We start from the raw sequence: 23,761 nt of genomic DNA, 5'->3' as shown, positions 1-23,761 counted from the left end.
ATATTTGATATTATAGAAGTTTTATTTTTCGAGATTTAAATGTATTTTTATAAAAAAATGTAATGAAGTTATATTTTAACATTGGCTACATCGCAAAAATTGGGGAGAATTTGCAGATAGCGATCAGTGAAGGAGGGGTGTCCCAGCATCATACCATGTATTATACCGAAAATGGGTTATGGAAATGTGAAGTAGACTATTTTTCCAAATCAATTTCTTACCAATATCAGTTGGTAGATGAAAGAGGAAATATACTCAGGGAAGAGTTTGTGCCACATCACCTTAACTTTCCGCATAATTATAAGGAGTTCCTGATTTTTGATGAATGGAATAATAAAAACTTTCCGGAAAATTATCTTAATAATAAAGTATTACATAATAAGCTTAACCAATTTAGTCCGGAGAAATATTCCATACTAAAAAAACATACCCATTTATTCCGCATAGAAGCACCTGTCTATAATCCGGATTGGGAAATTGTACTCTTCGGAAATACGGAATCATTGGGAAATTGGGATTATAACAGAGTCATTCATTTGGTCCAAACGGATTTCGGAGTGTGGGAGAATTCTGTCGAAATTCCGGAAGATACCCATATTGAGTATAAATATTGCCTTTATGATAAAAAAGAAGGCAGGGTAATAGATGTGGAAACGGGAGAAAACAGAACTACGGTTCCTAACTTTCAAAAAGATATTCTGCAGATTGTTTCCAACCATTATTTTAGATTTAAGGCTTATCAAATGTATCATGCAGCCGGAGTTGCCGTACCTGTTTTTTCATTAAGAAGTGAAGAGGGTTTCGGAGTGGGAGAGTTTGGAGATATGAAAAAGCTGGCGGACTGGGCGAAAGAAACCAATCTGGGAATTATCCAGGTACTTCCGATTAATGATACGACCGCCAATTATACCTGGACGGATTCTTATCCTTATGCGGCCGTTTCCGTATATGCCTTACATCCTCAGTATATTTCTTTAGAAAGACTGGATTTTCCATTGCCGGCAGAAATAAGGCAGGAATATCAAAAAGAAAAAGAAGCTTTGAATGCCCTTGAGCTGATCGACTATGAAAAAATGATCAGTGGAAAATGGAAGTATTTAAAAGCCGTATTTAAAGCCGATAAAGATAAGATCTATAAAGACAGGAACTTTAAGAAGTTTATAAAAGATAATGAACACTGGCTGGTTCCTTATGCGGCTTTTTGTGTTTTAAGGGATAAATATAAAACGCCCAACTTTAATGAATGGAAGACCCACAAAAAATATATTGCCGGAAAAATATCACCTTTCTTTACTGCGGGTAATAAAGATTATGATGATGCCATGCTTCATGCATGGGTGCAGTATCAACTTCATAAGCAGCTGAAAGATGCCATAGATTATGTCCATGATTTAGGGGTGTCCGTTAAAGGGGATCTGCCGATAGGGATCTACCGGTATTCCGTAGAAGCATGGACGGAACCGGAACTTTTTGGAATGGATTTCCAGGCCGGGGCACCGCCGGATCAGTTTACGGAGCTTGGGCAAAACTGGGAGTTCCCTACCTATAATTGGGAGGCCATGAAGGATGACGATTACAGATGGTGGAAAAACAGGTTCAAAGCACTGGAGCAATATTTTGATGCGATGAGGATTGACCATATCCTAGGATTCTTTAGAATATGGAGAATGCCAATTTCCGCTACTCAGGGGATTTTAGGGTATTTTTACCCGGCTGTTCCTATTGTCACGGATGAATTTAAAGCATGGAATATTCCTTTTGATTTTGACAGATATTGTAAGCCTTACATTAATGATGAGATTCTCTGGAAGTATTTCGGAGACGGCAGACAGGAAGCTCTTCAGTTTATGAATGAGCCTTTCGATGGAACCTATTCCTTTAAAGAAGAATTTAATACCCAAAGAAAGCTGGCTGATTATTTTAAAAATAATCCTGATGACGAACTTAAAGAAAAATTAATTTCCCTATGTGCAAATGTCCTTTTCTTAACAGAAGAAAAGAACGGAGAAATAGTTTATCATCCCCGATTTAATGTCGCGGGTACAGACTCTTACCAATATTTATCAGATTGGGAGCAGAAAGCTATTTATGAATTGTATCATGACTATTTTTTCCGGCGACAGGATCACCTTTGGTATGAACAGGCCATGGAAAAGCTTCCTATGATTTTAAATGCTACTCAAATGCTCATCTGTGGAGAAGATTTGGGCTTAGTACCGGCATGTGTACCTGTGGTTATGGATGAATTGGCTATTATTGCTTTAAAGGTTCAGCGTATGCCTTCGGATAATATCCCTTTCTATGATCCTAAGAATGCCAATTATATGAATGTAGTGACCGCTTCTTCTCATGACAGTTCCACATTAAGACAATGGTGGAAAGAAGATCCTGCACTTACCCAGAAATATTTTAATCAACAGCTGGTTCAGTACGGCATGGCTCCTCATGAACTGGATTCATATTTGGCAGAAATCATAATGAAGCAGCATCTTTATAATGACGCTATGCTTGCTATATTCCCATTACAGGAATTTTTAGCTACTGATCCGCAGCTTACGAATCCTGATATGGATAACGAGAGGATCAATAACCCGGCCGTTTTCCCACATTATTGGAGATACCGTATGCATTTGAATCTGGAAGATTTGAAAGATAAAAAATCTTTCAACGAAAAGATAGCATATTGGATAAAAGACAGCGGGAGATTGTGATAAATTGATATTGATTATCAGTTACTTATTAATAAAGTTGAAAGAAGTTATCTCCTCGGATTTAACTTCTTTTTTTTTCTTTTATCAAAGAAAGTAGAATAGAGATATTCGACCATATATTAACCAGTTAAGATTATACCGATGAAAAAAATATTTTTAGGAATAGCAATGAGTTTAGCGACTATGTCGTTTGCTCAGTATCCGGATAACAACGGATGGGGAGATGGCTCGGGTTATAACAGTGACTATTACGGAAATGATCAGGGTGGAAATTATTTTCCCGATGATTATTATTATAATTATCCTCAGGATTATTATCCTAATTCATACTACCAAAGTTATTATAATGATTATAGAAACAGTATTGTTTCCATCAACTGGAATGTTTTCTTTACCCAGAACAGATTATCCCGTTGGCAGATTGATCAGATTATCCAGCTGAATGGATTATATGCCAGTTTCTCTGCCTGGAATAACTTTTACAGATATAATCCTGACAGATGGTATTATGACAGGTATTACGCAATGGAAAGAATCTTAGGACCTAGGGTGTTCATAGTTTTCCAGAACAATTATTATAGAGGACATAATCCTATCGTTTACTTCCAGAATTACCGAAGAACGTATTATGCTCCAAGATATAGTGTAATGCCTCGATACAGAAATGTAAACATCAATATTTACAGGGTAGACAGGAATAAGTTCCGTCAGAACAATCCAACCCTGAATATTGTAAGAAATAACAGACCGTCTACTTCCGGAGGATTCAGAAACAATAACGATTCAGGATTCCGTAATCAGAGTAACAATAACGGTGTGAGAAACAATGGCAATAATAATAGCCAGGGAGGTTTCAGAGGTTCTAACAACAATTCGGGTAACAACGGGGTTAGAAATAACAGCAATAATGGTTTTAGAAATAATAACGGAACAGCTGCAAACGGAGGAGGTTTCAGAAGTAACGGAAATCAGGGAGTAAGACAGCAAACTATACCTAGAACCAATAACAATAACGGTTTTAGAAATGAAAATAACAGAATCCAACAAAGAAGTGAAAACTCTAATCAAAGAATTAAAAGTTCAAGAGAGAGTAACGGAAATAACAACAAAAATTCTGGGTTCAGACAAAGATTAGCAAATAATTAATATTTCATATATTATATTTTTAAGTGGTGTGAAGAGCAGATTTATTCTGCTCTTTTTTATTTTATGTTTTTAATAATAAAAATTAACATTTTTTATGAATATTGCCTTTTAACTTGCTGTTTGTTTTGTAATCAAAAAGATGTATAACAATTATTTAAATATTTAAAAAAGATGAAAAAATTAGTTTTAGCAATAGCGTTTATGGGAATGGGAAGTTTTGTAATGGCTCAGCAAACTCCACAGCAAGATAAAGACAGAGAAGCCAAAAGAGCTGAAATGCAGCAAAAAAGACAGCAGAAGCAGCAGGAACATTTAGACCAAATGCAGAAAGATCTTAATCTAAACCAATCTCAGGTTTCACAAATTAAAGCTCTTCACGAAAAAAGAGAAGCAGAAATGAAGGCGGACTTTGAAAAAAATAAACAACAAAGAGAAGCCAAAATGGGTGAGATGAAGCAGAAGAGAGAGCAGATGGATGCAGATATGAAAAAAATATTGACAGAAGATCAGTACAACAAATGGCAGGCTGATAGAAAAGCTAAAATGGAAAAAAGAAAAGGAGAAATGAAAGGGAAAGGTGGTAAAAAACCAATGAGAAATGCGTCTCCTGTTCAGGCAAATTAATAGTTTATAATTTTGATTTTTTAATGTGAAAAGAGCGAATGTAATTCGCTCTTTTTTATTAATTTTTATTAAAACCTTTGACCTGGATATTTATTTCCTTAATTTTGGATATTAACTTTTTATTATGGTAAGCGAAAAAATAGCACAATTGATTAACGAACAGATCGCTCATGAGCAGTATGCCGCACAATATTATCTTTCAATGTCCGCATGGTTCTCCGGAAAAGATCTGGATGGGATTGCCAATTATTTCAGAGTACAAAGCAAGGAAGAATTAATGCATGCTGACAAAATGTTTGATTACTTAAATGATGTAAGCGGAGAAATTATTATTGGAGAAATTCCAAAGCCTCCTCATATATTCAAAGATGCAATTGAAATTTTTGAAAAAGCGTTGGAGCATGAAAAAACAGTGACCAAGAGTATCTTTAATATTGTAAAGAATGCCAACGATGAAGGTGACTTTGCCACGACTTCTTTCCTGCAATGGTTCATTAATGAACAGGTAGAAGAAGAAGCAAGCGCATCACAACTGGTTACGAAGATCAAAATGGTAAACGATAATCCTTCTGCCCTGTATCTTTTTGACCAGGAATTGGCTCAGAGAGTTTTTACAGCTGATGAAGAAGCTTAGTACCTTTAGAAATATAATACTTCGGTGACATTGTAAATGTCACCGATTTTTCTTTATAAATAAATAAGCTGAGTTTTAATCACCTTTCTACCCAGGCTTTCCAATACCTGTTTATAGGTTTCCAGCTGAACTTCATGTTTTTCCGACACTTCCCCGGTTTTAAAATCTACGATAATATAATCATCACCTTTCTTTAAAATACGGTCCGGGCGATAGATCCGGCTTTCTCCCTGGTCAGAGATCATAATATCCTGTTCGTTGATAACTTCCCATTTTTCATCAAAAAAATCGGAATGGCGGGCAATAATCTGTTTTAGAGTAATACCGATATCTTCTTTTTCCTGTAAGGTAATCTGTCCTTCCAGCACATAGCTGTCCAGTACATTGGGAATATCTTTTTCAGTATTGATTTTGGACAGTAGCTCATGGACGAAAATACCCGTTCTCACTTTTTCATTTCTTACCTGATAATTTTTAGAAGGGGTAGCAATTTTAATGGAAGTATTTTTCTCATTAATATTTTTCAAATTCCGGATGTCTTTAGTCTGAAAGGATGAAGTCTTACTTTTAGAGTGTTTCTTTAATGCATCAGGATGGATTTCATAAAGATCAAATTCATCCTTATTTTCTATATTTTTAGACTGAAGAAAATCCAAAAGTTCAAGGTTATTGGAAGTTTTATTAGCCTTTTGGATATAGAAAAATAATTGTTCCACAGGTCGGGTAGTGGCTACATATTGAAGGCACAGACGGTCGATAAAGTTTTTATAAGAATTTTGCTGATTGAACTGTCGGATTTCCTCATCATAAACTTCGAGATTTTTATTGAACTGATTGATATTAACGGATTTCAGTGCTTCGTCGTTAAAAGTTTCAAACCAGTTGCTAAATTCATTATCCCGATTTTTATTCATCATGGGAATAAACACCACAGGAAACTCTAATCCTTTAGCCTTATGGATAGTCATGATCTGAATAGCATCAATATTTTCCGAAGCCTGAATGGTATAGCCGGATGCTTCATCATTCCAGTATTTCAGGAATTCTTTAATGCTGGCGCCTGCATTTTGGGTGAAGTTGAACAGCATTTCCAGAAAGTTCAATAAAAAATCGGTTTCCTTATTTTCAACTGAGAATTCATTAATATAATATTCTACAAAATTGTAGAGGTTGAATTTCGGGAAATTGTCCTGCTTGAGCTGTAAGTTATACTTAGATTTAATAAACTGTAAGATATCCTCATGGGCTTCTGTTTTTAGAATTTCATCCATTTCCAAAGTGAAATCCTTCATTTGGATTCTTCCCAGCCGGTTAAGATGATACATCATCATGATCAGATCAGGCTTACTCTTAGGATTTGTCTCCCATTTTAAAAATTCAATGACCGCCTGTAAAGTATGGGACAGTTCCAGGGTAAGGCCCTTTTCGGAAATGGTTTTGATATTGGTTTCTTCCCCCTGATAGTTCACTTTAAGGTTTCCCAGCTTTTGGGAATAGCTGAAAATATCAAAATTTCCCCTGCATAAGATTGTAATATCAGAAAAGGAGAAGCCGTTATCCAGACATTCCTGAATGTCTTTCTGCATTCTTTCCGAGGTATCATTGTAAAAATCCTCATTGGTGAGGTTTTCGATAAGATTTACCTTTATTCTTCCCTCAATGGATGACTGGGGACTTTGTTCAGCATCTGTCCCGAAAATAGCTTTATGCTCTTCCTCCAGGATCTCAGAATGATACTGATAAAGCTCATTATTGAACTGGACAATATTTTTTGCACTTCTCCAGTTGTCCTTTAAAACCAATAATTCGGCTTCCTTAGGAGATATTTCCTTTTTATTAATGATATCCAGCATCAGCTTACTTTCTCCACCCCTAAACCGGTAAATACTTTGTTTGGGATCGCCCACTAAGGTGAATGAAGTATTTTCCATAGAAACACTGTGATCCCTTAAAGGAAGGAAATTCTGCCACTGGAGCTGAGAAGTGTCCTGGAATTCGTCAAAAAAATAGTGCTGGAACTGTGAGCCTACTTTTTCATAAATAAATGCTGAAGGTTCGTTTTTTAGATTTTCATTAATTAATATATTGAATTTTGAAAGTAATACCAGATCGTTCTCTTCCTCAATCTTTTTAAGCTCATCCTGAATATCCTTGTTTACTTTTAAGGGAAGTAAAGCGGAAAGTATTTTTTCCTTCTTCTGGGTCTCAATATACAGGATGATCAGTTTCATTCTGTTTTCTAAAAGCTGATCAAGAATTTCAAAAATTTCAGGCTCTTTGATTTTGGATTTGGAGGATGCCCCTTTTCGATAATTATTTACTACCGTTTCTTCCTGGGAACTTGGAAAAGGAAAACCGGCTCTTTTTTGAAGATAAAAATCCAATACTTTGGTAAAGAAACCTCCGATTCCGTTTTTTCCCTGAGCAAAATCTTCGATCTCAATATTTCTGGATTTAAATAATTCTATGGATTCGGAAGCCAGGGCAATCGAACGTTTTTTATTAAGAACAATCTCTTTTCTGAGGGTATTTTTAATATTTTCGTAATTACCTTCATCAAAGCTTTTATTGTCTTTCAGATGCTCGTAATGAATATCCTTTACAAACTCTTTAGCCGAGTCATACAGGTTTTTATTGAGATTGATCCTTTCATTATTTTCCAGATTATAATCTACATAATCCATGAAAGAATTGGATATGGTTTCATTTTCCCCGATCTGGTCGAGCATTTTGTCTACCGCTTCGATGAGAAAAGGTTCTGCTTCAATTTCGAGATTAAAGTTTTTAGCTAAGCCCAGTTCATAAGAGAAACTCCTTACCAGTCTGGAATTAAACCGGTCTATGGTTCCGATATTTAAAGTGGAATAATTATGGAGAATATAGTCTAGCAGCTTTTTGGAACGGGCATGCAGTTCATCCAGTGTTATTCTTATTCCTTCTTCTTCAAAAGCTTTTTGAATATTAATTAAATCTTTATTGCTGGCGTAATCCGCAGAGGAAAAATTCCCGAGCCATGACAGTATTCTTTCCTTCATTTCATTGGCAGCCTTGTTGGTGAAAGTTAAAGCCAATATATTTCGGATCGTTTGCGGCTGGTTAGGATAGCGAAGGCAGATCATTAAAAGTCTCTGCACCAGTGCATAGGTCTTCCCTGAACCGGCAGAAGCGTTGATGACTGTATAAGAATTTTGCATTGTATCCTGGAAATTTTAATTGCAAGTTAACTAAAATTTAAGTGAAAATTCAAGAATTGGGGACCCGGAAAATCTAAAATAAATGCTAAAACACGTTAAGTGTGGTTAAACTTATCAAATAATTTAAAAATAGTTTTAGTTTTGTCTTAAATAAAAAAACTGTCCGTGAAACTAAAGCTACTTTTTTTTATCTGTTCCCTGTTTTTTATTGATACCTATGCCCAGGAATATATTTTTGGTAAGGTGATCTCTGAAGAAAATACAGAGATGTCAGGTGTTACCGTGATCAATATAAGAACGGATGAACGGGCTTCTACCAACCGGGACGGACATTTTATGCTTTCGGGACGTGCAGGGGATGAGCTCCGTTTTATTAAATTGGGGTTTGAACGGAACAGTAAAAAGATTACCAAAGACAATATTGCAAGTCCTATAAATATCACATTGGTAAGAACTGCGCAGTTGATTGCCGAAGTTGAGATTAAAAAAGGTCTCACCGGAGATCTCAAGATAGATGCCAAAAGCGTAGACCGGTCCGAAAAGGTTAAAAAGCTCCTGGCCGATATGGATCAGTATATGGCCAAAAAATCCGATCCTAGAATATTGGCTCCTAAAGGAGGAGAATTTGTGCAGCCCGTTACCAAAGGGATTTTTACATTGGGTAAGGTTAAAAATAAATGGGATGATGTGGACTTTATGAATTATCTTATAGCCACTCTCGGAGAAAAATACTTTACCGATCTGCAGATCGAGAAACCTTTGATCCAGAACTTTATTTACTATGTTTTTGCAGGAGGATTTGAAAGAAAGAATATCCTTAAATACGGGTATTGCAGTGATGCTGATTTAATGAGATTCCAAAGGGCTGTGCTGATAAGGATAGCTTCCTACCGGGCTCCTCAGACTCAAAGATAAGCATATGGGCATCGTAAGAAGAATTCTGTATATAATCCCCTGTTTTATGATCTCTTCTATGTTTTCCCAGGAAAAGGTTACCGGAGAAATTACGGATGATAACGGAATCAGTCTTGGAGCTGTGACTGTTGTGAATATGTCAACGGATGAAAAGGTAACCAGTAATTATAAGGGGCAGTTCTCCATCTATGCATCTTCCACCGATGAGTTGCGATTTGTGAAAGCGGGGTATGAAAGAGTTTCCAGAAAAGCCTTTGCAAATGGAATGAATTCTATACTGTTCATCACCCTTGTAAAAATTCCTGAAAATATTGAAGAAGTTAAAGTTTCCCGGAAGCTCAGCGGAGACCTGAGCAAAGATTCCAGAGTTGTCTCAAAAGTTGATAAAGGGGAAATAGTGCAGCAGGCGGTAGGACTTCCACAGCCGGTAGGCAAAATGAGGGAAAAGCCTGCCGAGGTGAAAAGCGTCCTTTTACCCATGCTTTTTGGTCAGCTGAATGTTCAGGGAGCGTATGATCTTATCAGTGGAAAAGCAAGGCGTCAGAAACGGAAATACAGGTATGATGATCTTCAGTCCGATATTACTTGGATAAAAAGCAGGGTAGAAGAGGAATATTTTACAGAAAACGGAATTCCGGCGGAAAGGATAGCAGAGTTTTTGGAGTTTTCATTTACTGCGAAACCTCAGGTCCGTACCTATGTTAAAGCCCGAAACCTGTCAGGAGCGCTTTTAAGATTGGAAGATGCAATACCCCTTTATGTAGAAAGGTTAAAGTCCAGGAAAGTAAGTAATTCGGAATAGAAATTGATGGATTCATTTCACCCAATTAACTTATTAATATGAATAAAACTATTATTGCCATTGCCATAGCTTCCCTGGGTTTTATTATCGGACTGGCTTTTCTGGGCAACGCTATTAAGAACAGGAATAAATCTGAAAATACCATTTCTGTAACCGGATTGGGAACCAAGCAGTTTACCTCAGATCTTATTACATGGTCCGGCAGCTTTTCCAAAAATAATATAGATCTTAAATCGGCCTACGATGAATTGGCAATGGACAGAAAGATCATTAGCGACTATCTTATTTCAAAAGGAATAAAGCAAAATGAAATTGTTTTCTCTGCGGTGGATATTCAAAAGCAGTTCAGAAGCTATAATGACAACAACGGCAATTATGTTCAGGGAGAATTTTCAGGATATAATCTTACCCAACGTGTTTCTATAGAGAGTAAAGAAGTGGCTAAGATCGAAAATCTTTCCAGGAATATTACTGAGATCATCAATAGAGGTGTGGAATTTACGTCCTCTTCTCCCCAGTATTTCTATACCAAATTAGCCAGTGTAAAGCAGGAAATGATAGCCAATGCCACGAAAGATGCTAAAGAACGTGCGGAAAAAATTGCAGAAAACTCAGGAAGCAGTCTGGGAAATTTAAAGAAAGCGAGTATGGGGGTTATACAGATCACGGCACCCAATTCCAATGAGGATTACTCCTATGGAGGGACTTTTAATACTACTTCTAAAGAAAAAGAAGCAAGCATCACCATAAAGCTGGAATATGAGGTTAACTAGAACATAAGCTGTAATGATAAAAAGCAAAGCCGGAAAATAAATCCGGCTTTTATATTTTAATGATAAACAATATCGTAGATCTCGTCTTTTGTTTCTTTGAGGTTTTCGGGGGTATAATTGGCCAGTAACCATAGATCAAGTGTTTTTTTACCCTCTCCGTAGCTTGGCTGTACATACATCTCATCTATCAGGTGAAAGCCGTTTTTCTGATAAAAAGAATAACGTCTTTTGGCATCCTCGCCTAAATGTTCAGGTTCTATTTCTAACACAATACGGGGATAGTTTTTAAACAGATAGCCTGTAATATGAGAACCCAGCTTTTGACTTCGGAATGCTTCAAAAACTTCAAAATGCTCTACAAAGATATAATTGCTCAGTTCCCACAGAATAAGATAGCCGATAGCCTGGGATTCGTTTAATACAGCTATTACTTTTACATTAGGATGGGAAAACAGCTTGATAAACTGGTCATAATTTCTTCTTTCACTCTCAGGGAAAGTGTTGGAATACGAATGATAGATACTCTGTACCAGATAATCATCTGATAAGGTGATGGTAAGGAACTCCATAATTATAAATCAAAAACACTCGGTCTTCTGGTGATGAAAATATCCTTTATCCATAAAGTAAATGCCAATCCCAGATAAATCAGGAAGAAAAATCCGGCCGTTGCAAATGTTGAATAAATGAAAAATACTCTGAGTTTAGATACCGGAATACCCAGTTTAGCCCCCATTCTTGTCAGTACGCCAAACCACTCTCTTTCCATTTTATGACGGATATTGTCAAACATTTTATTTCTCGTTTAAAAGTCTAAAACCAATACTGCAATTTAAGCAATTTTTCGGTTCGCAGCTGTTTTTATAATGGTAAATAAGGCTTTGGCTTTCCAGGGCACTTTTAGGAGCTATTCCTAAACTTTTCCACTGATCCACCACCGTGTTTTTTTCCGGTGGAATTTCCCGGTATAATGCCAGAATAGAAGCTGAGATGTCTTCATTATGATACCGATGGTAGGTATACTTTAAAGGGAGAATGGTATTTAATACCAAAAGTTCAATAAGTTCTTTGCTGATAGATTTAGGCTTTTGAACAGTAGATATTTTTCCAAAATTGAAGCGGGTATCCCAGTATTCGGAGGCATTGATGTTTTTGAAAACACCGGATAATTCTTCATAATTTTTGGTATGGATAAGCTTAGAGAACAGATTTTGATGGAGATGGTAAAGGCGGGCAAGCTGGGATAAACGGATCGTGGGGAAATTAGGAGGTCGTAACCTTAAGAATTTGGGATGGAATTTAAAATCAGGAATACTAAACTTTCTTTTAATGAATTCAAATTCCTTTTTCCAGAGTCTGGTTTGCTCATCCACGGGATCGTCCAGCCAGCCTGAGAGTCCAAATAATAAAGCTTCGAGCTGTACATTATTTTGGCGGGTTTTATTGATTATTTTAAAATCAATGCTTTCTGCCATCAATCTGAATATCTCCGCATTCACCTTGAGCCCGAATGAATAGGCAAGATGATGAAAAAGAACCGCTTCAAAATCATTTTTATACCGTTGCAGGCTGCTTTCCAGTTGGGCAGATTTCTCATTCAGCTTTTTCAGGATATTATCTTCGTGGAAAGAAGAAGGGATTGCATGAATATTGAAAGCTTTTTCACAATTGATAAACTGGTGTTCTTCAGTCCAATGCTGATAATTTTGAAATTTGTTTTTATCTAAATAGTCTTTCAGCTCCAGAGTGGGAATACCTTTTAGGTTAAACTCCTGAATTTCCAGATCGTGATGATAGACGACATGCAGGATAATGTTTTGGTAATTGGGATCCGGTGAGTGGTTATGAAAGATCCAGTCTGAAGACTTTAAATGTAGTTCAATATTTCCGGCTAAGGTGATACCTTTTGTCCGGATTTTTGCCATCAGGAAATCGGGGCCTGCGTTGGCATTCCATTGTCCGGAATTGATAATCTCAACGGAATTTCCTTCAATATCCTTGAAGTCAAAATTTTTGAAAACTTTAAAGTTCCAAAGATATTGAAGTAATTTTTCCGTCATAAGTGTGTAAGCAAATATAAAAGAATATATTATACCTTAGACACTTCTCTTTTAAAATTTTCAATAGTGGTTTTATACATTTCTTCGTAAACGGGAAGAACATTTTTAAGATCAAATTTTATAGCCTGATCTTTGGCATTCATTTTCATTTTAGCCAGCTGGTCCTCATTGCTCAATAGTTTAATGGTGTAGTTGCTCATCGCTTCTACATTTCCTATTTCCGCTAAATATCCGGTTTCTCCCTGGATGTTCACTTCTGGAATCCCGCCCGCATTGGAACTGATAACAGGAGTATAAGCTGCCATCGCTTCTAATGCTGCCAATCCGAAACTTTCCTGCTCGGAAGGAAGTAGAAATACGTCGGAAAGCTGTAAAATTTTATATAAGTCATTTACTTTTCCTAATAAACGGATTTTGGAGATCAGATCCGGATTTTCTTCTAAAAACTGGTTGACCTTTTCCATATCAGGTCCTTCACCAATGATGATCAGCTTGGATTTCACCTTTTTCTGAACATTTTTAAAAATCTGAAGTACTTCATCCACACGTTTAACCGGTCTGAGGTTGGAAACGTGAATCAGGATTTTCTCATCAGGATCAGCAAATTGGGTTCTCTGGCATTCCGTACAATCATCAAATTCCGAGTTATCGATGAAGTTGGTGATCACCTGGATTTCTTTTTTAATTTTAAAAAATTGGAGCGTATCCCTTTTCAGGCTTTCCGAAACTGAAGTGATGGTGTCAGACTGGTTGATGGAAAATTCCACCGCATGTTTATAGCTTGGATGTTGCCCCACCAACGTAATATCCGTTCCATGTAGGGTTGTTACCAGAGGAATATCATTATCATCTTCCTTTAACATCTGTTTGGCTGTAAAGGCAGCATACGCATAAGGGATGGCATAATGAGCATGAAGAAGATCAAGTTTATATAAATTCACTACACGGTAGATCATGGAGCTTAATGCAATATCATAGGGCTGATACTGAAAAAGAGGATAAGTCTGCACATTAACTCTATGGAAAAAAATATTGGGATTGGTGATGTCTAATCTTGCCGGGAGGGCGTTGCTTATGAAATGTACTTCATAGCCTTTATTGGCAAGCGACATTCCAAGCTCTGTGGCTACTATTCCGCTTCCTCCGTAGGTAGGATAGCATAGGATTCCTATTTTCATTATTGTATTTTCTATTTTGATGTTGTTGTAAATATGACGGAAGGCATAGTAGCCTCCAGGTCAATACCCATTCCGGGTTTTAATTTATCATTCACTAAAACCGGGAGCCTTCCCCAGATTTTGGTTTTTCCCATCAGGGCATTCGCTGTGGCAACCATGGAATCATCATTGTTCTCATAAGAGATTAAAACGGTTGATATTTCGGAAACATCAATATCTTTTAAAGCATATGGACTTCCGAAAACATTTAAGATGATATTTTGATTTTTATTGAGGTTAGCTATTATTCTTTTAGAATTCTCTGAGATTTTATAAGGTTTATAAGCCGTGGAATTATCTTTATGCAATCCTACGATTACGGTAGAATTGGCAGGAATTGTATTAATTTCACTGGCTTTTTTTAAGAATACTTTTGATCCCAACTGATTGGCAAAAGTCTGATAAGGAGCTTCTTCCAAAGGAACATAATAAATAGAATTTCCTTTCAGAGGGAGGAGTTGTTGCTCATCCTTTAATAAAGTTAAAGCATTTGAATAAAGATTTTGAACCAAAGCGGTATGAGTATCATTATTGAGATCGGTATTGATGTTTTGAGGATCTCTTGGGGAATAAGAATGAAGCCCTAAAAAGTATTTGGTCAATAAGATTTTCTTTACACTTTCCTCTACTCTTGATTGTGGGATTTTCCCTGTATTAATTGCATTTTGGATAAGTTTTTTTCCTTCTGCAACTCCCTGGGAAAACAACATGATATCATTTCCGGCTTCAAAAGCCATAGCGTCTAGTACTCCCGGTTTATATTTGTTGGCAACCGCTCCCATATTCAGGGCATCGGTAATGATGAGACCCTTATATCCTAATTTTTCTTTTAATAATCCGGTAATAATATTTTTGGAAACGGAAGCCGGAATTCCCGTTCCTGTTTCCAGGGTCGGAACATACAGGTGAGCTACCATAACACCTCCGATCCCCTTATCTATAAGGGCTTTGAAAGGTGCAAGCTCCACTTCGTTCAGCCGGTCCATCTTATGGGAGACTACGGGTAGGTCCAGATGAGAGTCTGTACTGGTGTCTCCATGTCCCGGAAAATGTTTTATAGCTGCAAGTATATTGTTATCCTGGAGCCCATTGGAATAGGCAAGAGCAGAGCTGATCACATTCGGGACTTCGGAACCGAAACTTCTGTTGCCGATAATGGGATTGTTAGGATTGGTGTTTACATCTACTACAGGGGCAAAATCCCAGTTTATGCCCATCCTTTTACAGTCTTCAGCTATTTTGGCAGACATCTGATGGATCAGGTTTTTATCCTGAATAGCTCCTAGCGTAATAGCCCATGGAAATTTATGTGCGGTGGCAATTCTCTGGTACAGGCCCCATTCCGCATCCATTCCGATCATTAAGGGAACTCTGGATTTTTGCTGGAATTCATTCACCAGCGTAATTTCTCTGGCTGCATCCTCCTGCATCAGGATTAATCCTCCGATCTTATCTTTCGCAACAATATTTCGGATCTCATTGATATAAGCTTCACCTTTATTGGTATATAAAGCAACAATAAACAACTGTCCCAGCTTCTCATCCTGTGATAGAGAATTGTAGGTTTTGTTTACCCATGTATTGGCTTTGTTCATCTCAGTCTGGGTGATATCCTTAGGCTGATACTGGGCAGAGAGTTGTAGACTGAACAATGAAAATAGGAAGAGGGAAGTGTAGACTATTTTGCTCATAATTTTGAATATGAACAAAAATACGATTAAAAAAATCATGATAAAAAATGTTTTTGTGTTTTTTGGTATATGTTTTGAATTAGCCTATTCAATAACGACTAAACTTTTATGAAAATGAAAAAACTACTTCCATTTTTTCTTATGGCTTTTGTAAGCCTTTTTATTTATAGCTGTGATAACAATGATGATGTTGTTGTACAGCCTGGAACAGATACCTATCCGGTAGCATATGATATTAATAATGCTGTTTTTACTAGAAATACTGACTACGAATATGTATATAATAAGCAATTTACCAATGCATTAGTAGAATCTGATATGGTTCTTATTTATATGCATGTGGGGGATACCAACAACAATTCACCAATATGGAAACTTTTGCCTTATACAATATATACTCAAAATAATGATCCTATCGAGTGTTCATTTGATTTCAGTAAGTTTGATTTTGCCATTTATATCAATTCAACATTGAATTTGACCAACAATATGTCATATGTGAATGGAAATAATTTTAGATTAGTTGTTATTCCTGCAAGCACAGGACAGAGCGCTAAAGCTGCAGCACCTGTAGATTATAAGGACTATAACAGTGTTATTAAGTATTATAACATTGATGAATCTAAGATTAAAGCTCTTTAATTAAGAATATATCTTTTCAATTTTTTATAATTACTAAGCTTCGGAAGAAATTTCGAGGCTTTTTCATTTTATAATTAAAATAAATAGATCACTAAAAAAAATGGTGAAAAATAAATTATTGCCTGGGATTGTAACTTCCAGTTGATTTAAATTATATGATTAATGAAATCTCAAGATATGAATACCTGTTTCTATTAGATAAAATAGAAAAATAGAAACCGCAAAATTGGGATGGTAGCTGGATAATTATCCAAACAGGCAAATAAAAAGCCTCAGGAAATTTCTGAAGCTTTATTTTTGTAATATTTCTTTTAATTTTAAGGCTGTTCATCCTGTTCATCAAGAAGATGCCCAAAATAATCCTTTTTAGTCTTTAAATAACCTCTGCTGATGTCATTGGCAGGTATCTGTAAAGGAATTCTAGAGTTAAGATGCACATTGCTCTCTTCTACATATTTTACCTTTTCCGGGTTATTGGTAAGAAGATTAATATCTTTAATTCCTAAAAGATGTAGGATATCGATAGCTACATTAAAGTTTCGGTCATCTGCGGGAAGGCCCAGTTTTAAATTGGCTTCTACCGTATCCAGTCCTTTTTCCTGTAAAGAATAAGCTTTTAATTTGTTAATGATTCCTATATTTCTTCCTTCCTGACGAAGATAGATGATGACACCTCCATTTTCGTGGATGTATTTCATGGCAGCATCTAGTTGCTGGCCACATTCGCATTTTTGTGAATGGAAAACTTCTCCGGTAATACATTCTGAATGAAATCGCACATTCACAGGTTTTGAGAAATCTGTATTTTCTGCGATAATGGCCATATGTGGCATCCAGTCTGCTTCACTTTCGGAGAAAGCAATCATCCGGAAAGATCCATATTCCGTAGGAACATTGGCTTCCGCCTGAATTTTTATCATTTGATTTGTCCCAATTAGTTTAATTTCCTTTTAAAGAATCTTCGATAACAGTAGTATTGGTTTTTAACCGTACTAAATATCGATTAAGCACCTCATCATCATCCTGATCCAGATTGTTTCTGAGTTTCTGGATTTTTTTATATGATTTTTCAAAGTTTTTGATCGCTCTGTCTTTTCCTGCTACATTTCCTGCATCTATGGCATACAGATAATTCTGAAGGCTATACTTCAGGGTAGTAACCTCTTCATTAAGCTTTTCATTTTTAAACTTTGGAAAAGTGGAGATTAAATTTGATATTTCAGAAGCATTGACGTTTTCTTTAACGTTGATGTTAATGCTTTCTTTTAATCCCTTATCCGAATCGGAGCCTTTTGCCTCACTATAGAAGCTGTTGGACAGCGGAGAAAAATTTAATTTTTCCGTTGCACAAGAACTAGTGATAATGATTAGTACTCCAAAAAAAAACAGTTTTTTCATTTTTGTTGCCCCTTTTGATAAAGGATTGGGTTAAGACTTTCATCATTGTACATTTTCATTTGTTTGTACACTTTCATCTTAACGTCACCGTTTTCAATATCGGCAAGCAATTGGTCGATAGAAGTCGATAGGTCTTCTTTTTGCATAAGGAGAACATCCAGTTTTGCCCTGCAGTTTAAGCGATGTTCTTCCGTTGCGGATTCTCTATGAGCTTCTAGCGACATATGGTAAACCTTTAATGCAAGAATTGATAGTCTGTCTACTGCCCAAGCGGGAGTTTCTGTGTTTATCTTTGCATGAGGTTTAGGAGTGATATTTTTAAATTTTTCCAGAAACCAACTATCTATAAACTCTACTAAATCAGTCCGTTGTTGATTTGAATTATCAATTCTTCTCTTTAATGCGAGTGCTTCAGTCGGATTTATGTTTTCATCTCTAATAATATCTTCCAAATGCCATTGAACGGTATCAATCCAGTTCTTTGCATACAAAATCCGTTCCAAACTATCTTTTTCGAAAGGATTATTGATTGGAGTATCGACATCATCAAAAATATGATAATCTTCAATGGATTTATTGAAGACTTTCCAGGCAGTTTCTGTGAAATTCATTAATTAATAGGGAATGGTTAGTTACTAGCAGAATTATTATCTGTTGTAGATTTTTTGTTCTCGGAAGCTGTTTTTTCGTCTTCTTTTACAGCATCCTTGAATTCTTTGATACCAGATCCTACTCCTCTCATTAATTCAGGAATTTTTTTACCTCCAAATAGCAATACCAATAATATCGCTACGATAAGGATGTGTTGCCATGATAAGGCTAATATTGTTAATGTTCCCATCTCTAAACTTTTTTACAAAGTTAATCTTTTTTTAATACGAAACCCAACCTAATGGATCAACTGGTGAACTTCCGTTCCAAACCTGGAAATCAAGGGTGTACGAACCGTCAAAATCCTGCCCTACAGTCCCTACAATGGATCCTGCAGATACTTGCTGGCCTTTTGAAACATTTACGTTTCCTAAGTTGGAATAAATTGTGAAATAGCTTCCGTGTTTTACAATAACTGTTTTGGTACCGTCATTATTAGCTAAAACAGAAGATACGGTACCTGGGAATACGGATTTGGCACGGGTGCCGGAAGGTACGGATATTTTTATTCCGTTATTTTCCTCTACGATATTTTTAAAAACAGGGTGAGGCTGTCTTCCGAAACGGTGGGTAATTTGCCCTTTGTCAACCGGGAACCCCAGCTTACCTCTGTTTTCCGCAAAGTTATTTCCTGCTGCAGTCGAAACACCGAAGTTGGTCATCGCCTTAGATTCTGCTGCTTTCTTTTCATCTTCTTTTTTCTTTGCTAAAGCTGCTTCAGCTGCTTTTGCCGCCGCAAGTTTATTCGCCGCTTCTCTAGCCTTAGCATTGGCTTCTTCTGATGCTTTTGCCGCTGCTATCTTTCTTGCTTCATCCCTCGCACTGGCTTCTGCTCTCGCCGCTTCTTCATTACGCTTTCTTTCCTCTTCTGCACGTTTTGCTGCAAGTTCAGCAGCTCTCTTAGCCTCAGCTTCCGCTAGCTTTCTTTCCCTTTCAAGGGCTTCAGCCCTTGCCTTGTTTTCCGCTTCTATCCTTGCTTTTTCTCTCTCGGCGGCTAGCTTTGCCAGACGTATTTTTTCTGCTTCAGCTTTTTTTCTGGCCTCTTCTTCAGCTTTGGCAATTCTTATTTCCTCAGCAATGATAGAACGGATCTGTCCTTCTAATGCTTTAGATTGAGTCTGCTTCTGTTTCAGTTCTGCAGTCAGTTGCGATTCATTTTTCTTAAATTCTGCAACCAGCTGCTCTTTTTGAGCACGTTCTGCATTGATCGTAGTCAAATCTTTTTGTTGATTGACCAAAAGCTGCTCTTTATCTCTTGCTGATTTTTGTTTTTGGGCGATTGATTTTTTCAACTGCGTTGCCGCATTGGAAATTTCAGCCGCTTTTTTATCCTGATAATCGGAATATTGCTTGAGATACTGAACCCTTCTTAATGCTTCTCCCAGGTTTTTAGAAGAAAGGATGAAAGTTACTTTATTCTGTACCCCTTTGTTTTTATAGGCATTCACCAAAACTTCAGCATAGTTTTTTCTTAAAACTGCCAATTCTCTGTTCTGACGATTGATTTCTAACTGACGAAGATAGATTTCATCTTCGATAAATCTTTTTTCTTTTTGAGTATTATTATATACCTTCTCTCTTAATGCTAATTTTTTATTGACATTGGTGAGATAAGCAATAGAAAGCTTGGATTCATTTCTTGTTTTTGCTAAATCCGAATTGATCTGTGCAATTTGTTTTTTAAGTTCAGCATTTTGTTTTTGCAACTGCTCTTTTTTTTGCCCAAAGTGCAATCCGAACAACAAAATTCCTATTAAAAAGCTAAATTTTTTAATCATTTAATCTCAATTTTCTTATAATTGGCTGGAACTGAATAAGGTGTTTCCATTTTAGAAAAGCCAAATTTCGTATTTTCTAATAAGATCTGGCTCGTTTTTGAACCTTTTATAATTATTTTAACATATTTAGGGAGTTTAAGGTTATTTTCAAACGTCTCCCAGCCATCATACAGGATTTCCACCGAATCATCCGAGTTAACATCCTGAAGTTTTACCTGCAGCAAATCATAATCATTGGAGTATTGATAGTTAACTTTATATTCCCGGGTTTTTCCTCCCGTTTCTATCTTCTGATTGGAAATGGAAGAAAGCTGGTAGCCCTGCATATTTTTGGTGATACGGGCATTACGGTCGCTAAGGGTAAAGAAAGTTCTTCCCATAAGCAGTTTTTCTAGGCTTTTATAATCTATAAAGTTAACATTCAGTAAGTTATTAAGATAATTGAAATCGGAATCTATATAATTCTTATTATACTTATCTAAAGCTTTGAGCCCGTCCGGTGTGATAAGTGATCGGGCTGCATTAAAAAACAAAAAATTAATATTGGCCCATATCTTTTTATCACTTTCAATATAAATGGTAGCATCCAAAGGACTTACTTTTATATTATCAGCTGTTATTTTGCTATTGATCTTTACAGATTCAAATTTGGGCTGAACATAGATTTTTTCATAAAAAGAAAGTCTGTCTGATATATCTTCACCTGTGTCAATGGGTTGATTTCCTGAATATTGAGTACTGTCCTGCTGAGGGTTTGAAAGTCCCGCAGTCTTTCTTGTTTTACAGGAAAGTAATGCTAATGTGATGAAAATTAAAGTGATCCAATTTTTCATATTCAATTTTAAGTAAACATTTTGCAATATTAACGCCAAACCACACAAAATCTTTTGTGTGGTTTGGCGGTGTTCTTATTTAAATTATAATCTTATTCTTTATTTAAGAAATCCAGTACGGAATAATCACCCAGTGAAATCTCCCTGGCCACCCCGAAATACTGTGCGGAGTTTCCAATCATGGAGTTGGATAGATTTCCATGGTCTATCACCGTATTTTCCTGAATTAAGGAATTATCGATATTGGAATTGATGATAATGGTATTGTTACCCAATGAAACTCCCGGTCCTATTTTGGAATTGGAGATCTGTACATTTTCTCCGATAAAACATGGTTGGATAATAAGAGAATTTTCAATATTGGCAGACGCGGGATATTTACCCATTTCCTCTTTTTCGTATTCTAAAATTTTTCCATTGGTTTCCACCGTAGCATTTTTATTTCCACAGTCCATCCAGTCGTCCACCTTTCCTAAAGAAAACTTCGCACCTTTGGATCTAAGGTTTTCCAAAGCGGTGGTGAGCTGATATTCTCCACCTTGCTTAATATCATTTTCCATGATATAGTTGATTTCGTTCATCAGCTTTTCTGCACTATTGAAGTAATAAATACCAATAATGGCCAGATCGGAAACGAAGTTTTGAGGTTTTTCTATAAAGTCGGTAATAAAACCATAATCATCCAGTTTTACCACTCCGAATGCAGATGGATCCTCCACTTTTTTAACCCAGATCACACCATCCGAATTTTTATCTAATTTAAAATCTGCACGGAATAAAGTATCTGCAAATGCAACCACTACGTCACCCTGCATAGACTCTTCGGCACACTTTATTGCATGAGCTGTTCCAAGGGGGTCTTCCTGGTAATAGATGCTTCCTTTTGCACCTAATCTTTCAGCAACCTGTATAAGGGATTTTTCAATGTCAGGGCCAAAGTCCCCGATAATAAAAGCAACTTCCTCTATTTTTTCTCCGGCTACTTTTGCGATATCTTCCACAAGTCTCTGGACTATAGGTTTGCCGGCAATGGGGATGAGGGGCTTAGGAACAGTTAATGTATGGGGACGAAGTCTGGAGCCACGTCCGGCCATAGGAACAATAATTTTCATAAACTATATAGGTATTGTATTTATTTAGTTGTTTTAATGTTATAAAGATAGCTAATAACGGTTTTGCAGGAAGTAATATTTATCAGCTTTCTTGTTTTTTATGAAGTAATCGGGTTGGTAAGTATCAAAATAAATACCAAATATTAAATCCTCTTTTGTGTTTTTGATAAAATTGTATTTTTTTCACTATAAATTAATATTGCAGCGTAAATAATAAATAAAATGTTGCCGATCCAAAAGTTATAATTGAAAAAATATACGGTAATAAAACTAAAGACGATAAGCAGCCCGAGGAAAAATGACATTTTCTTTATACGGTAGGGAATAGGATAATACTTCTGACCCAAAAGATAAGAAGTAACCATCATTACAAAATAGGCTATAAAAGTAACCCAGGCCGAAACCATAAATCCGTATTTCGTAAGAAACAGAAGATTTAAAGCAATGGTAATTCCTGCTCCCAACCATGAAATAACAGTACCAACCTGCGTTCGGTCCGTCACCTTATACCACGTGGAAAAATTATAGTAAATCCCAAAACAAAGGTTGGCTATTACAATGATGGGAATGATATCAATGGCGTTCCAGTAAGAACTGTTCGGAATTAAAATTTGCTTTAACCACGAAATGTTGGCGATAATTCCCATAGCGACAGTTGAGGCAAAGAAGGTGAAATATTCGGTTACTTTAGCATATGTCTTCTGGGCATTCTCATTATTCATCTGCTTAAAAAAGAAAGGCTCTATTCCCATTCTGTAAGCAGTCACAAACAGGGTCATCAGTACGGCAAGTTTGTAGCAGCCACCATAAGCTCCGGCATCTTCATCAGGGATGTACCAGATCTGAACCGCTTTATCAAAGTTTTCATTAAACATAAAAGCCAATCCTGCAATCATCACCGGCCAGGAATACTTAATCATTCTTTTGAAAAGATCAGTGGAAAACTGAAAACGTACTTTGGAAACGACAGGCAGCAATAATAAGAAACCTAAAAAGCTGGCTGCCAAATTACTGTAAAAAGGGAAAGAAACTTTCTCTTTTAGCCCAAAACCTTGAGATACACTCAAAGGAATGTACAGGAACAAAGCAATGGTGAAAATGGTTTGAAAAAATGACTGGCAAATTCTTACTAAAGAATACTTTATCGGTTTATTATTGTAACGGAGCCATGCAAAAGGGATAACACAAAGATTATCAAAGAAGGCGATCCATGCAAACCAGCGTATATATTCGGGATTAGAGGAATATTGCAGTGTGTCGGCAATAGGCTGGCTAAAAATCAGGCATATCAACAGAAAAAGTGTTGATAATCCGAATAAGAACCAGAAAGATGTATTGAATGTTTTCTTTTCATTTTCTTTCTCGGAAGAGAAACGGAAAAAGGCAGTTTCAAAACCGAAAGACAACATAATGTTTACAAAAGAAATAAGAGCATATAAGTTTGAAAATATAGCAAAATCCTTGTTTTCGATCTGGTTGATATATAAGGGGTTAAGAATGAACAGGATCACTCTTGGCATAATCGCCCCCACACCATATATTATAGTCTCGTTGAGAAGTTTCTTCAAAATTGAAATTTC

At 36.4% G+C, this 23,761-nt stretch carries 22 protein-coding genes; 8 read left to right on the top strand and 14 right to left on the bottom strand.

Annotated features, from left to right (window positions below; genetic code table 11):
• Positions 1-62 precede the first annotated feature (62 nt).
• The 4 genes from ABJ974_RS14320 to ABJ974_RS14305 all read left to right on the top strand — a co-directional run bounded on the left by ABJ974_RS14320 (position 63) and on the right by ABJ974_RS14305 (position 5,115).
• Entirely contained in the window at positions 63-2,711 is a 2,649-nt protein-coding gene (locus tag ABJ974_RS14320) for a 4-alpha-glucanotransferase (RefSeq protein ID WP_419868908.1), read from the top strand.
• A 141-nt stretch (positions 2,712-2,852) separates the two neighbouring features.
• Positions 2,853-3,857 carry a hypothetical protein gene (locus ABJ974_RS14315; protein WP_419868907.1) on the top strand — a complete coding sequence of 335 codons (1,005 nt, stop codon included), beginning with the start codon at positions 2,853-2,855 and terminating at the stop codon, positions 3,855-3,857.
• A gap of 171 nt (positions 3,858-4,028) precedes the next feature.
• Positions 4,029-4,481 (top strand): hypothetical protein, encoded by a 453-nt coding sequence (locus ABJ974_RS14310; protein ID WP_419868906.1) that lies wholly within the window; start codon positions 4,029-4,031, stop codon positions 4,479-4,481.
• A 124-nt stretch (positions 4,482-4,605) separates the two neighbouring features.
• The gene (locus ABJ974_RS14305; protein ID WP_419868905.1) at positions 4,606-5,115 is read left to right on the top strand and encodes a ferritin; all 510 of its coding nucleotides are present in this window, start codon (positions 4,606-4,608) and stop codon (positions 5,113-5,115) included.
• Between the two features lie 53 nt (positions 5,116-5,168).
• Here the strand turns inward: ABJ974_RS14305 and ABJ974_RS14300 are convergent, their stop codons facing one another.
• Entirely contained in the window at positions 5,169-8,309 is a 3,141-nt protein-coding gene (locus ABJ974_RS14300; protein ID WP_419868904.1) for a UvrD-helicase domain-containing protein, read from the bottom strand.
• Positions 8,310-8,474: 165 nt separating this feature from the next.
• Here ABJ974_RS14300 and ABJ974_RS14295 point away from each other — a divergent pair, with 165 nt between their 5' ends.
• From ABJ974_RS14295 to ABJ974_RS14285, 3 genes are read left to right on the top strand one after another with little or no spacing between them, the layout of a single operon-like run.
• Positions 8,475-9,224, top strand: coding sequence for a carboxypeptidase-like regulatory domain-containing protein (locus ABJ974_RS14295; protein WP_419868903.1), 750 nt, complete (start codon positions 8,475-8,477; stop codon positions 9,222-9,224).
• A gap of 46 nt (positions 9,225-9,270) precedes the next feature.
• On the top strand, positions 9,271-10,026 hold the full coding sequence (locus ABJ974_RS14290) for a carboxypeptidase regulatory-like domain-containing protein (RefSeq protein WP_419868902.1): 756 nt from the start codon (positions 9,271-9,273) through the stop codon (positions 10,024-10,026).
• A 38-nt stretch (positions 10,027-10,064) separates the two neighbouring features.
• Positions 10,065-10,799, top strand: coding sequence for an SIMPL domain-containing protein (locus tag ABJ974_RS14285; RefSeq protein WP_419868901.1), 735 nt, complete (start codon positions 10,065-10,067; stop codon positions 10,797-10,799).
• A 56-nt stretch (positions 10,800-10,855) separates the two neighbouring features.
• Here the strand turns inward: ABJ974_RS14285 and ABJ974_RS14280 are convergent, their stop codons facing one another.
• From ABJ974_RS14280 to ABJ974_RS14260, 5 genes are read right to left on the bottom strand one after another with little or no spacing between them, the layout of a single operon-like run.
• Complete coding sequence (locus ABJ974_RS14280; protein WP_419868900.1) at positions 10,856-11,368, bottom strand: GNAT family N-acetyltransferase; 513 nt, start codon at positions 11,366-11,368, stop codon at positions 10,856-10,858.
• Between the two features lie 2 nt (positions 11,369-11,370).
• Complete coding sequence (locus ABJ974_RS14275; protein WP_034712816.1) at positions 11,371-11,592, bottom strand: PspC family transcriptional regulator; 222 nt, start codon at positions 11,590-11,592, stop codon at positions 11,371-11,373.
• Position 11,593: 1 nt separating this feature from the next.
• Complete coding sequence (locus ABJ974_RS14270) at positions 11,594-12,859, bottom strand: DUF2851 family protein (protein WP_419868899.1); 1,266 nt, start codon at positions 12,857-12,859, stop codon at positions 11,594-11,596.
• Positions 12,860-12,888: 29 nt separating this feature from the next.
• Positions 12,889-14,037 carry an N-acetyl-alpha-D-glucosaminyl L-malate synthase BshA gene (gene bshA / locus ABJ974_RS14265; RefSeq protein ID WP_419868898.1) on the bottom strand — a complete coding sequence of 383 codons (1,149 nt, stop codon included), beginning with the start codon at positions 14,035-14,037 and terminating at the stop codon, positions 12,889-12,891.
• Positions 14,038-14,048: 11 nt separating this feature from the next.
• The gene (locus ABJ974_RS14260; protein WP_419868897.1) at positions 14,049-15,767 is read right to left on the bottom strand and encodes a glycoside hydrolase family 3 protein; all 1,719 of its coding nucleotides are present in this window, start codon (positions 15,765-15,767) and stop codon (positions 14,049-14,051) included.
• A 114-nt stretch (positions 15,768-15,881) separates the two neighbouring features.
• Here ABJ974_RS14260 and ABJ974_RS14255 point away from each other — a divergent pair, with 114 nt between their 5' ends.
• The gene (locus ABJ974_RS14255; RefSeq protein WP_419868896.1) at positions 15,882-16,409 is read left to right on the top strand and encodes a hypothetical protein; all 528 of its coding nucleotides are present in this window, start codon (positions 15,882-15,884) and stop codon (positions 16,407-16,409) included.
• A gap of 317 nt (positions 16,410-16,726) precedes the next feature.
• Here the strand turns inward: ABJ974_RS14255 and ribA are convergent, their stop codons facing one another.
• The 8 genes from ribA to ABJ974_RS14215 all read right to left on the bottom strand — a co-directional run bounded on the left by ribA (position 16,727) and on the right by ABJ974_RS14215 (position 23,749).
• A complete protein-coding gene (gene ribA / locus ABJ974_RS14250; protein ID WP_419868895.1) occupies positions 16,727-17,329 on the bottom strand; it encodes a GTP cyclohydrolase II in 603 nt (200 codons plus the stop codon).
• A 19-nt stretch (positions 17,330-17,348) separates the two neighbouring features.
• Positions 17,349-17,807: a hypothetical protein gene (locus tag ABJ974_RS14245; RefSeq protein WP_419868894.1), complete on the bottom strand. Its 459-nt coding sequence runs from the start codon at positions 17,805-17,807 to the stop codon at positions 17,349-17,351.
• Positions 17,804-18,418, bottom strand: coding sequence for a DUF4254 domain-containing protein (locus ABJ974_RS14240; protein WP_419868893.1), 615 nt, complete (start codon positions 18,416-18,418; stop codon positions 17,804-17,806). Before ABJ974_RS14240 ends, ABJ974_RS14245 begins: the two co-directional genes overlap by 4 nt.
• 17 nt (positions 18,419-18,435) lie before the next feature.
• Positions 18,436-18,648, bottom strand: a complete 213-nt coding sequence (locus tag ABJ974_RS14235; protein ID WP_419868892.1) for a twin-arginine translocase TatA/TatE family subunit — start codon at positions 18,646-18,648, stop codon at positions 18,436-18,438.
• Between the two features lie 31 nt (positions 18,649-18,679).
• On the bottom strand, positions 18,680-20,236 hold the full coding sequence (locus tag ABJ974_RS14230) for a murein hydrolase activator EnvC family protein (protein WP_419868891.1): 1,557 nt from the start codon (positions 20,234-20,236) through the stop codon (positions 18,680-18,682).
• On the bottom strand, positions 20,233-21,069 hold the full coding sequence (locus ABJ974_RS14225; protein ID WP_419868890.1) for a DUF4292 domain-containing protein: 837 nt from the start codon (positions 21,067-21,069) through the stop codon (positions 20,233-20,235). The genes ABJ974_RS14230 and ABJ974_RS14225 overlap by 4 nt, the downstream gene beginning before the upstream one ends.
• Positions 21,070-21,161: 92 nt before the next feature.
• On the bottom strand, positions 21,162-22,181 hold the full coding sequence (locus ABJ974_RS14220) for a sugar phosphate nucleotidyltransferase (protein WP_419868889.1): 1,020 nt from the start codon (positions 22,179-22,181) through the stop codon (positions 21,162-21,164).
• Positions 22,182-22,324: 143 nt separating this feature from the next.
• Positions 22,325-23,749, bottom strand: a complete 1,425-nt coding sequence (locus ABJ974_RS14215; protein ID WP_419868888.1) for an oligosaccharide flippase family protein — start codon at positions 23,747-23,749, stop codon at positions 22,325-22,327.
• Positions 23,750-23,761 lie beyond the last annotated feature (12 nt).

The organism is Chryseobacterium sp. CT-SW4 (genome assembly GCF_048572715.1).
Classification (GTDB): Bacteria; Bacteroidota; Bacteroidia; order Flavobacteriales; family Weeksellaceae; genus Chryseobacterium.
Note: the sequence above shows the minus strand (reverse complement) of the source record. Positions and strands in the feature narration are given on the sequence as shown.

Excerpts from the sequence above, each read along its gene's own strand:
- ABJ974_RS14280 (WP_419868900.1), bottom strand. The coding sequence starts at position 11,368 with ATGGAGTTCCTTACCATCACCTTATCAGATGATTATCTGGTACAGAGT.
- ABJ974_RS14235 (WP_419868892.1), bottom strand. The coding sequence starts at position 18,648 with ATGGGAACATTAACAATATTAGCCTTATCATGGCAACACATCCTTATC.
- ABJ974_RS14225 (WP_419868890.1), bottom strand. The coding sequence starts at position 21,069 with ATGAAAAATTGGATCACTTTAATTTTCATCACATTAGCATTACTTTCC.
- ABJ974_RS14275 (WP_034712816.1), bottom strand. The coding sequence starts at position 11,592 with ATGTTTGACAATATCCGTCATAAAATGGAAAGAGAGTGGTTTGGCGTA.
- ABJ974_RS14320 (WP_419868908.1), top strand. The coding sequence starts at position 63 with ATGAAGTTATATTTTAACATTGGCTACATCGCAAAAATTGGGGAGAAT.
- ABJ974_RS14255 (WP_419868896.1), top strand. The coding sequence starts at position 15,882 with ATGAAAAAACTACTTCCATTTTTTCTTATGGCTTTTGTAAGCCTTTTT.
- ABJ974_RS14230 (WP_419868891.1), bottom strand. The coding sequence starts at position 20,236 with ATGATTAAAAAATTTAGCTTTTTAATAGGAATTTTGTTGTTCGGATTG.
- ABJ974_RS14260 (WP_419868897.1), bottom strand. The coding sequence starts at position 15,767 with ATGAGCAAAATAGTCTACACTTCCCTCTTCCTATTTTCATTGTTCAGT.
- bshA (WP_419868898.1), bottom strand. The coding sequence starts at position 14,037 with ATGAAAATAGGAATCCTATGCTATCCTACCTACGGAGGAAGCGGAATA.
- ribA (WP_419868895.1), bottom strand. The coding sequence starts at position 17,329 with ATGATAAAAATTCAGGCGGAAGCCAATGTTCCTACGGAATATGGATCT.
- ABJ974_RS14270 (WP_419868899.1), bottom strand. The coding sequence starts at position 12,859 with ATGACGGAAAAATTACTTCAATATCTTTGGAACTTTAAAGTTTTCAAA.
- ABJ974_RS14240 (WP_419868893.1), bottom strand. The coding sequence starts at position 18,418 with ATGAATTTCACAGAAACTGCCTGGAAAGTCTTCAATAAATCCATTGAA.
- ABJ974_RS14220 (WP_419868889.1), bottom strand. The coding sequence starts at position 22,181 with ATGAAAATTATTGTTCCTATGGCCGGACGTGGCTCCAGACTTCGTCCC.
- ABJ974_RS14315 (WP_419868907.1), top strand. The coding sequence starts at position 2,853 with ATGAAAAAAATATTTTTAGGAATAGCAATGAGTTTAGCGACTATGTCG.
- ABJ974_RS14305 (WP_419868905.1), top strand. The coding sequence starts at position 4,606 with ATGGTAAGCGAAAAAATAGCACAATTGATTAACGAACAGATCGCTCAT.
- ABJ974_RS14285 (WP_419868901.1), top strand. The coding sequence starts at position 10,065 with ATGAATAAAACTATTATTGCCATTGCCATAGCTTCCCTGGGTTTTATT.
- ABJ974_RS14300 (WP_419868904.1), bottom strand. The coding sequence starts at position 8,309 with ATGCAAAATTCTTATACAGTCATCAACGCTTCTGCCGGTTCAGGGAAG.
- ABJ974_RS14290 (WP_419868902.1), top strand. The coding sequence starts at position 9,271 with ATGATCTCTTCTATGTTTTCCCAGGAAAAGGTTACCGGAGAAATTACG.
- ABJ974_RS14310 (WP_419868906.1), top strand. The coding sequence starts at position 4,029 with ATGAAAAAATTAGTTTTAGCAATAGCGTTTATGGGAATGGGAAGTTTT.
- ABJ974_RS14245 (WP_419868894.1), bottom strand. The coding sequence starts at position 17,807 with ATGAAAAAACTGTTTTTTTTTGGAGTACTAATCATTATCACTAGTTCT.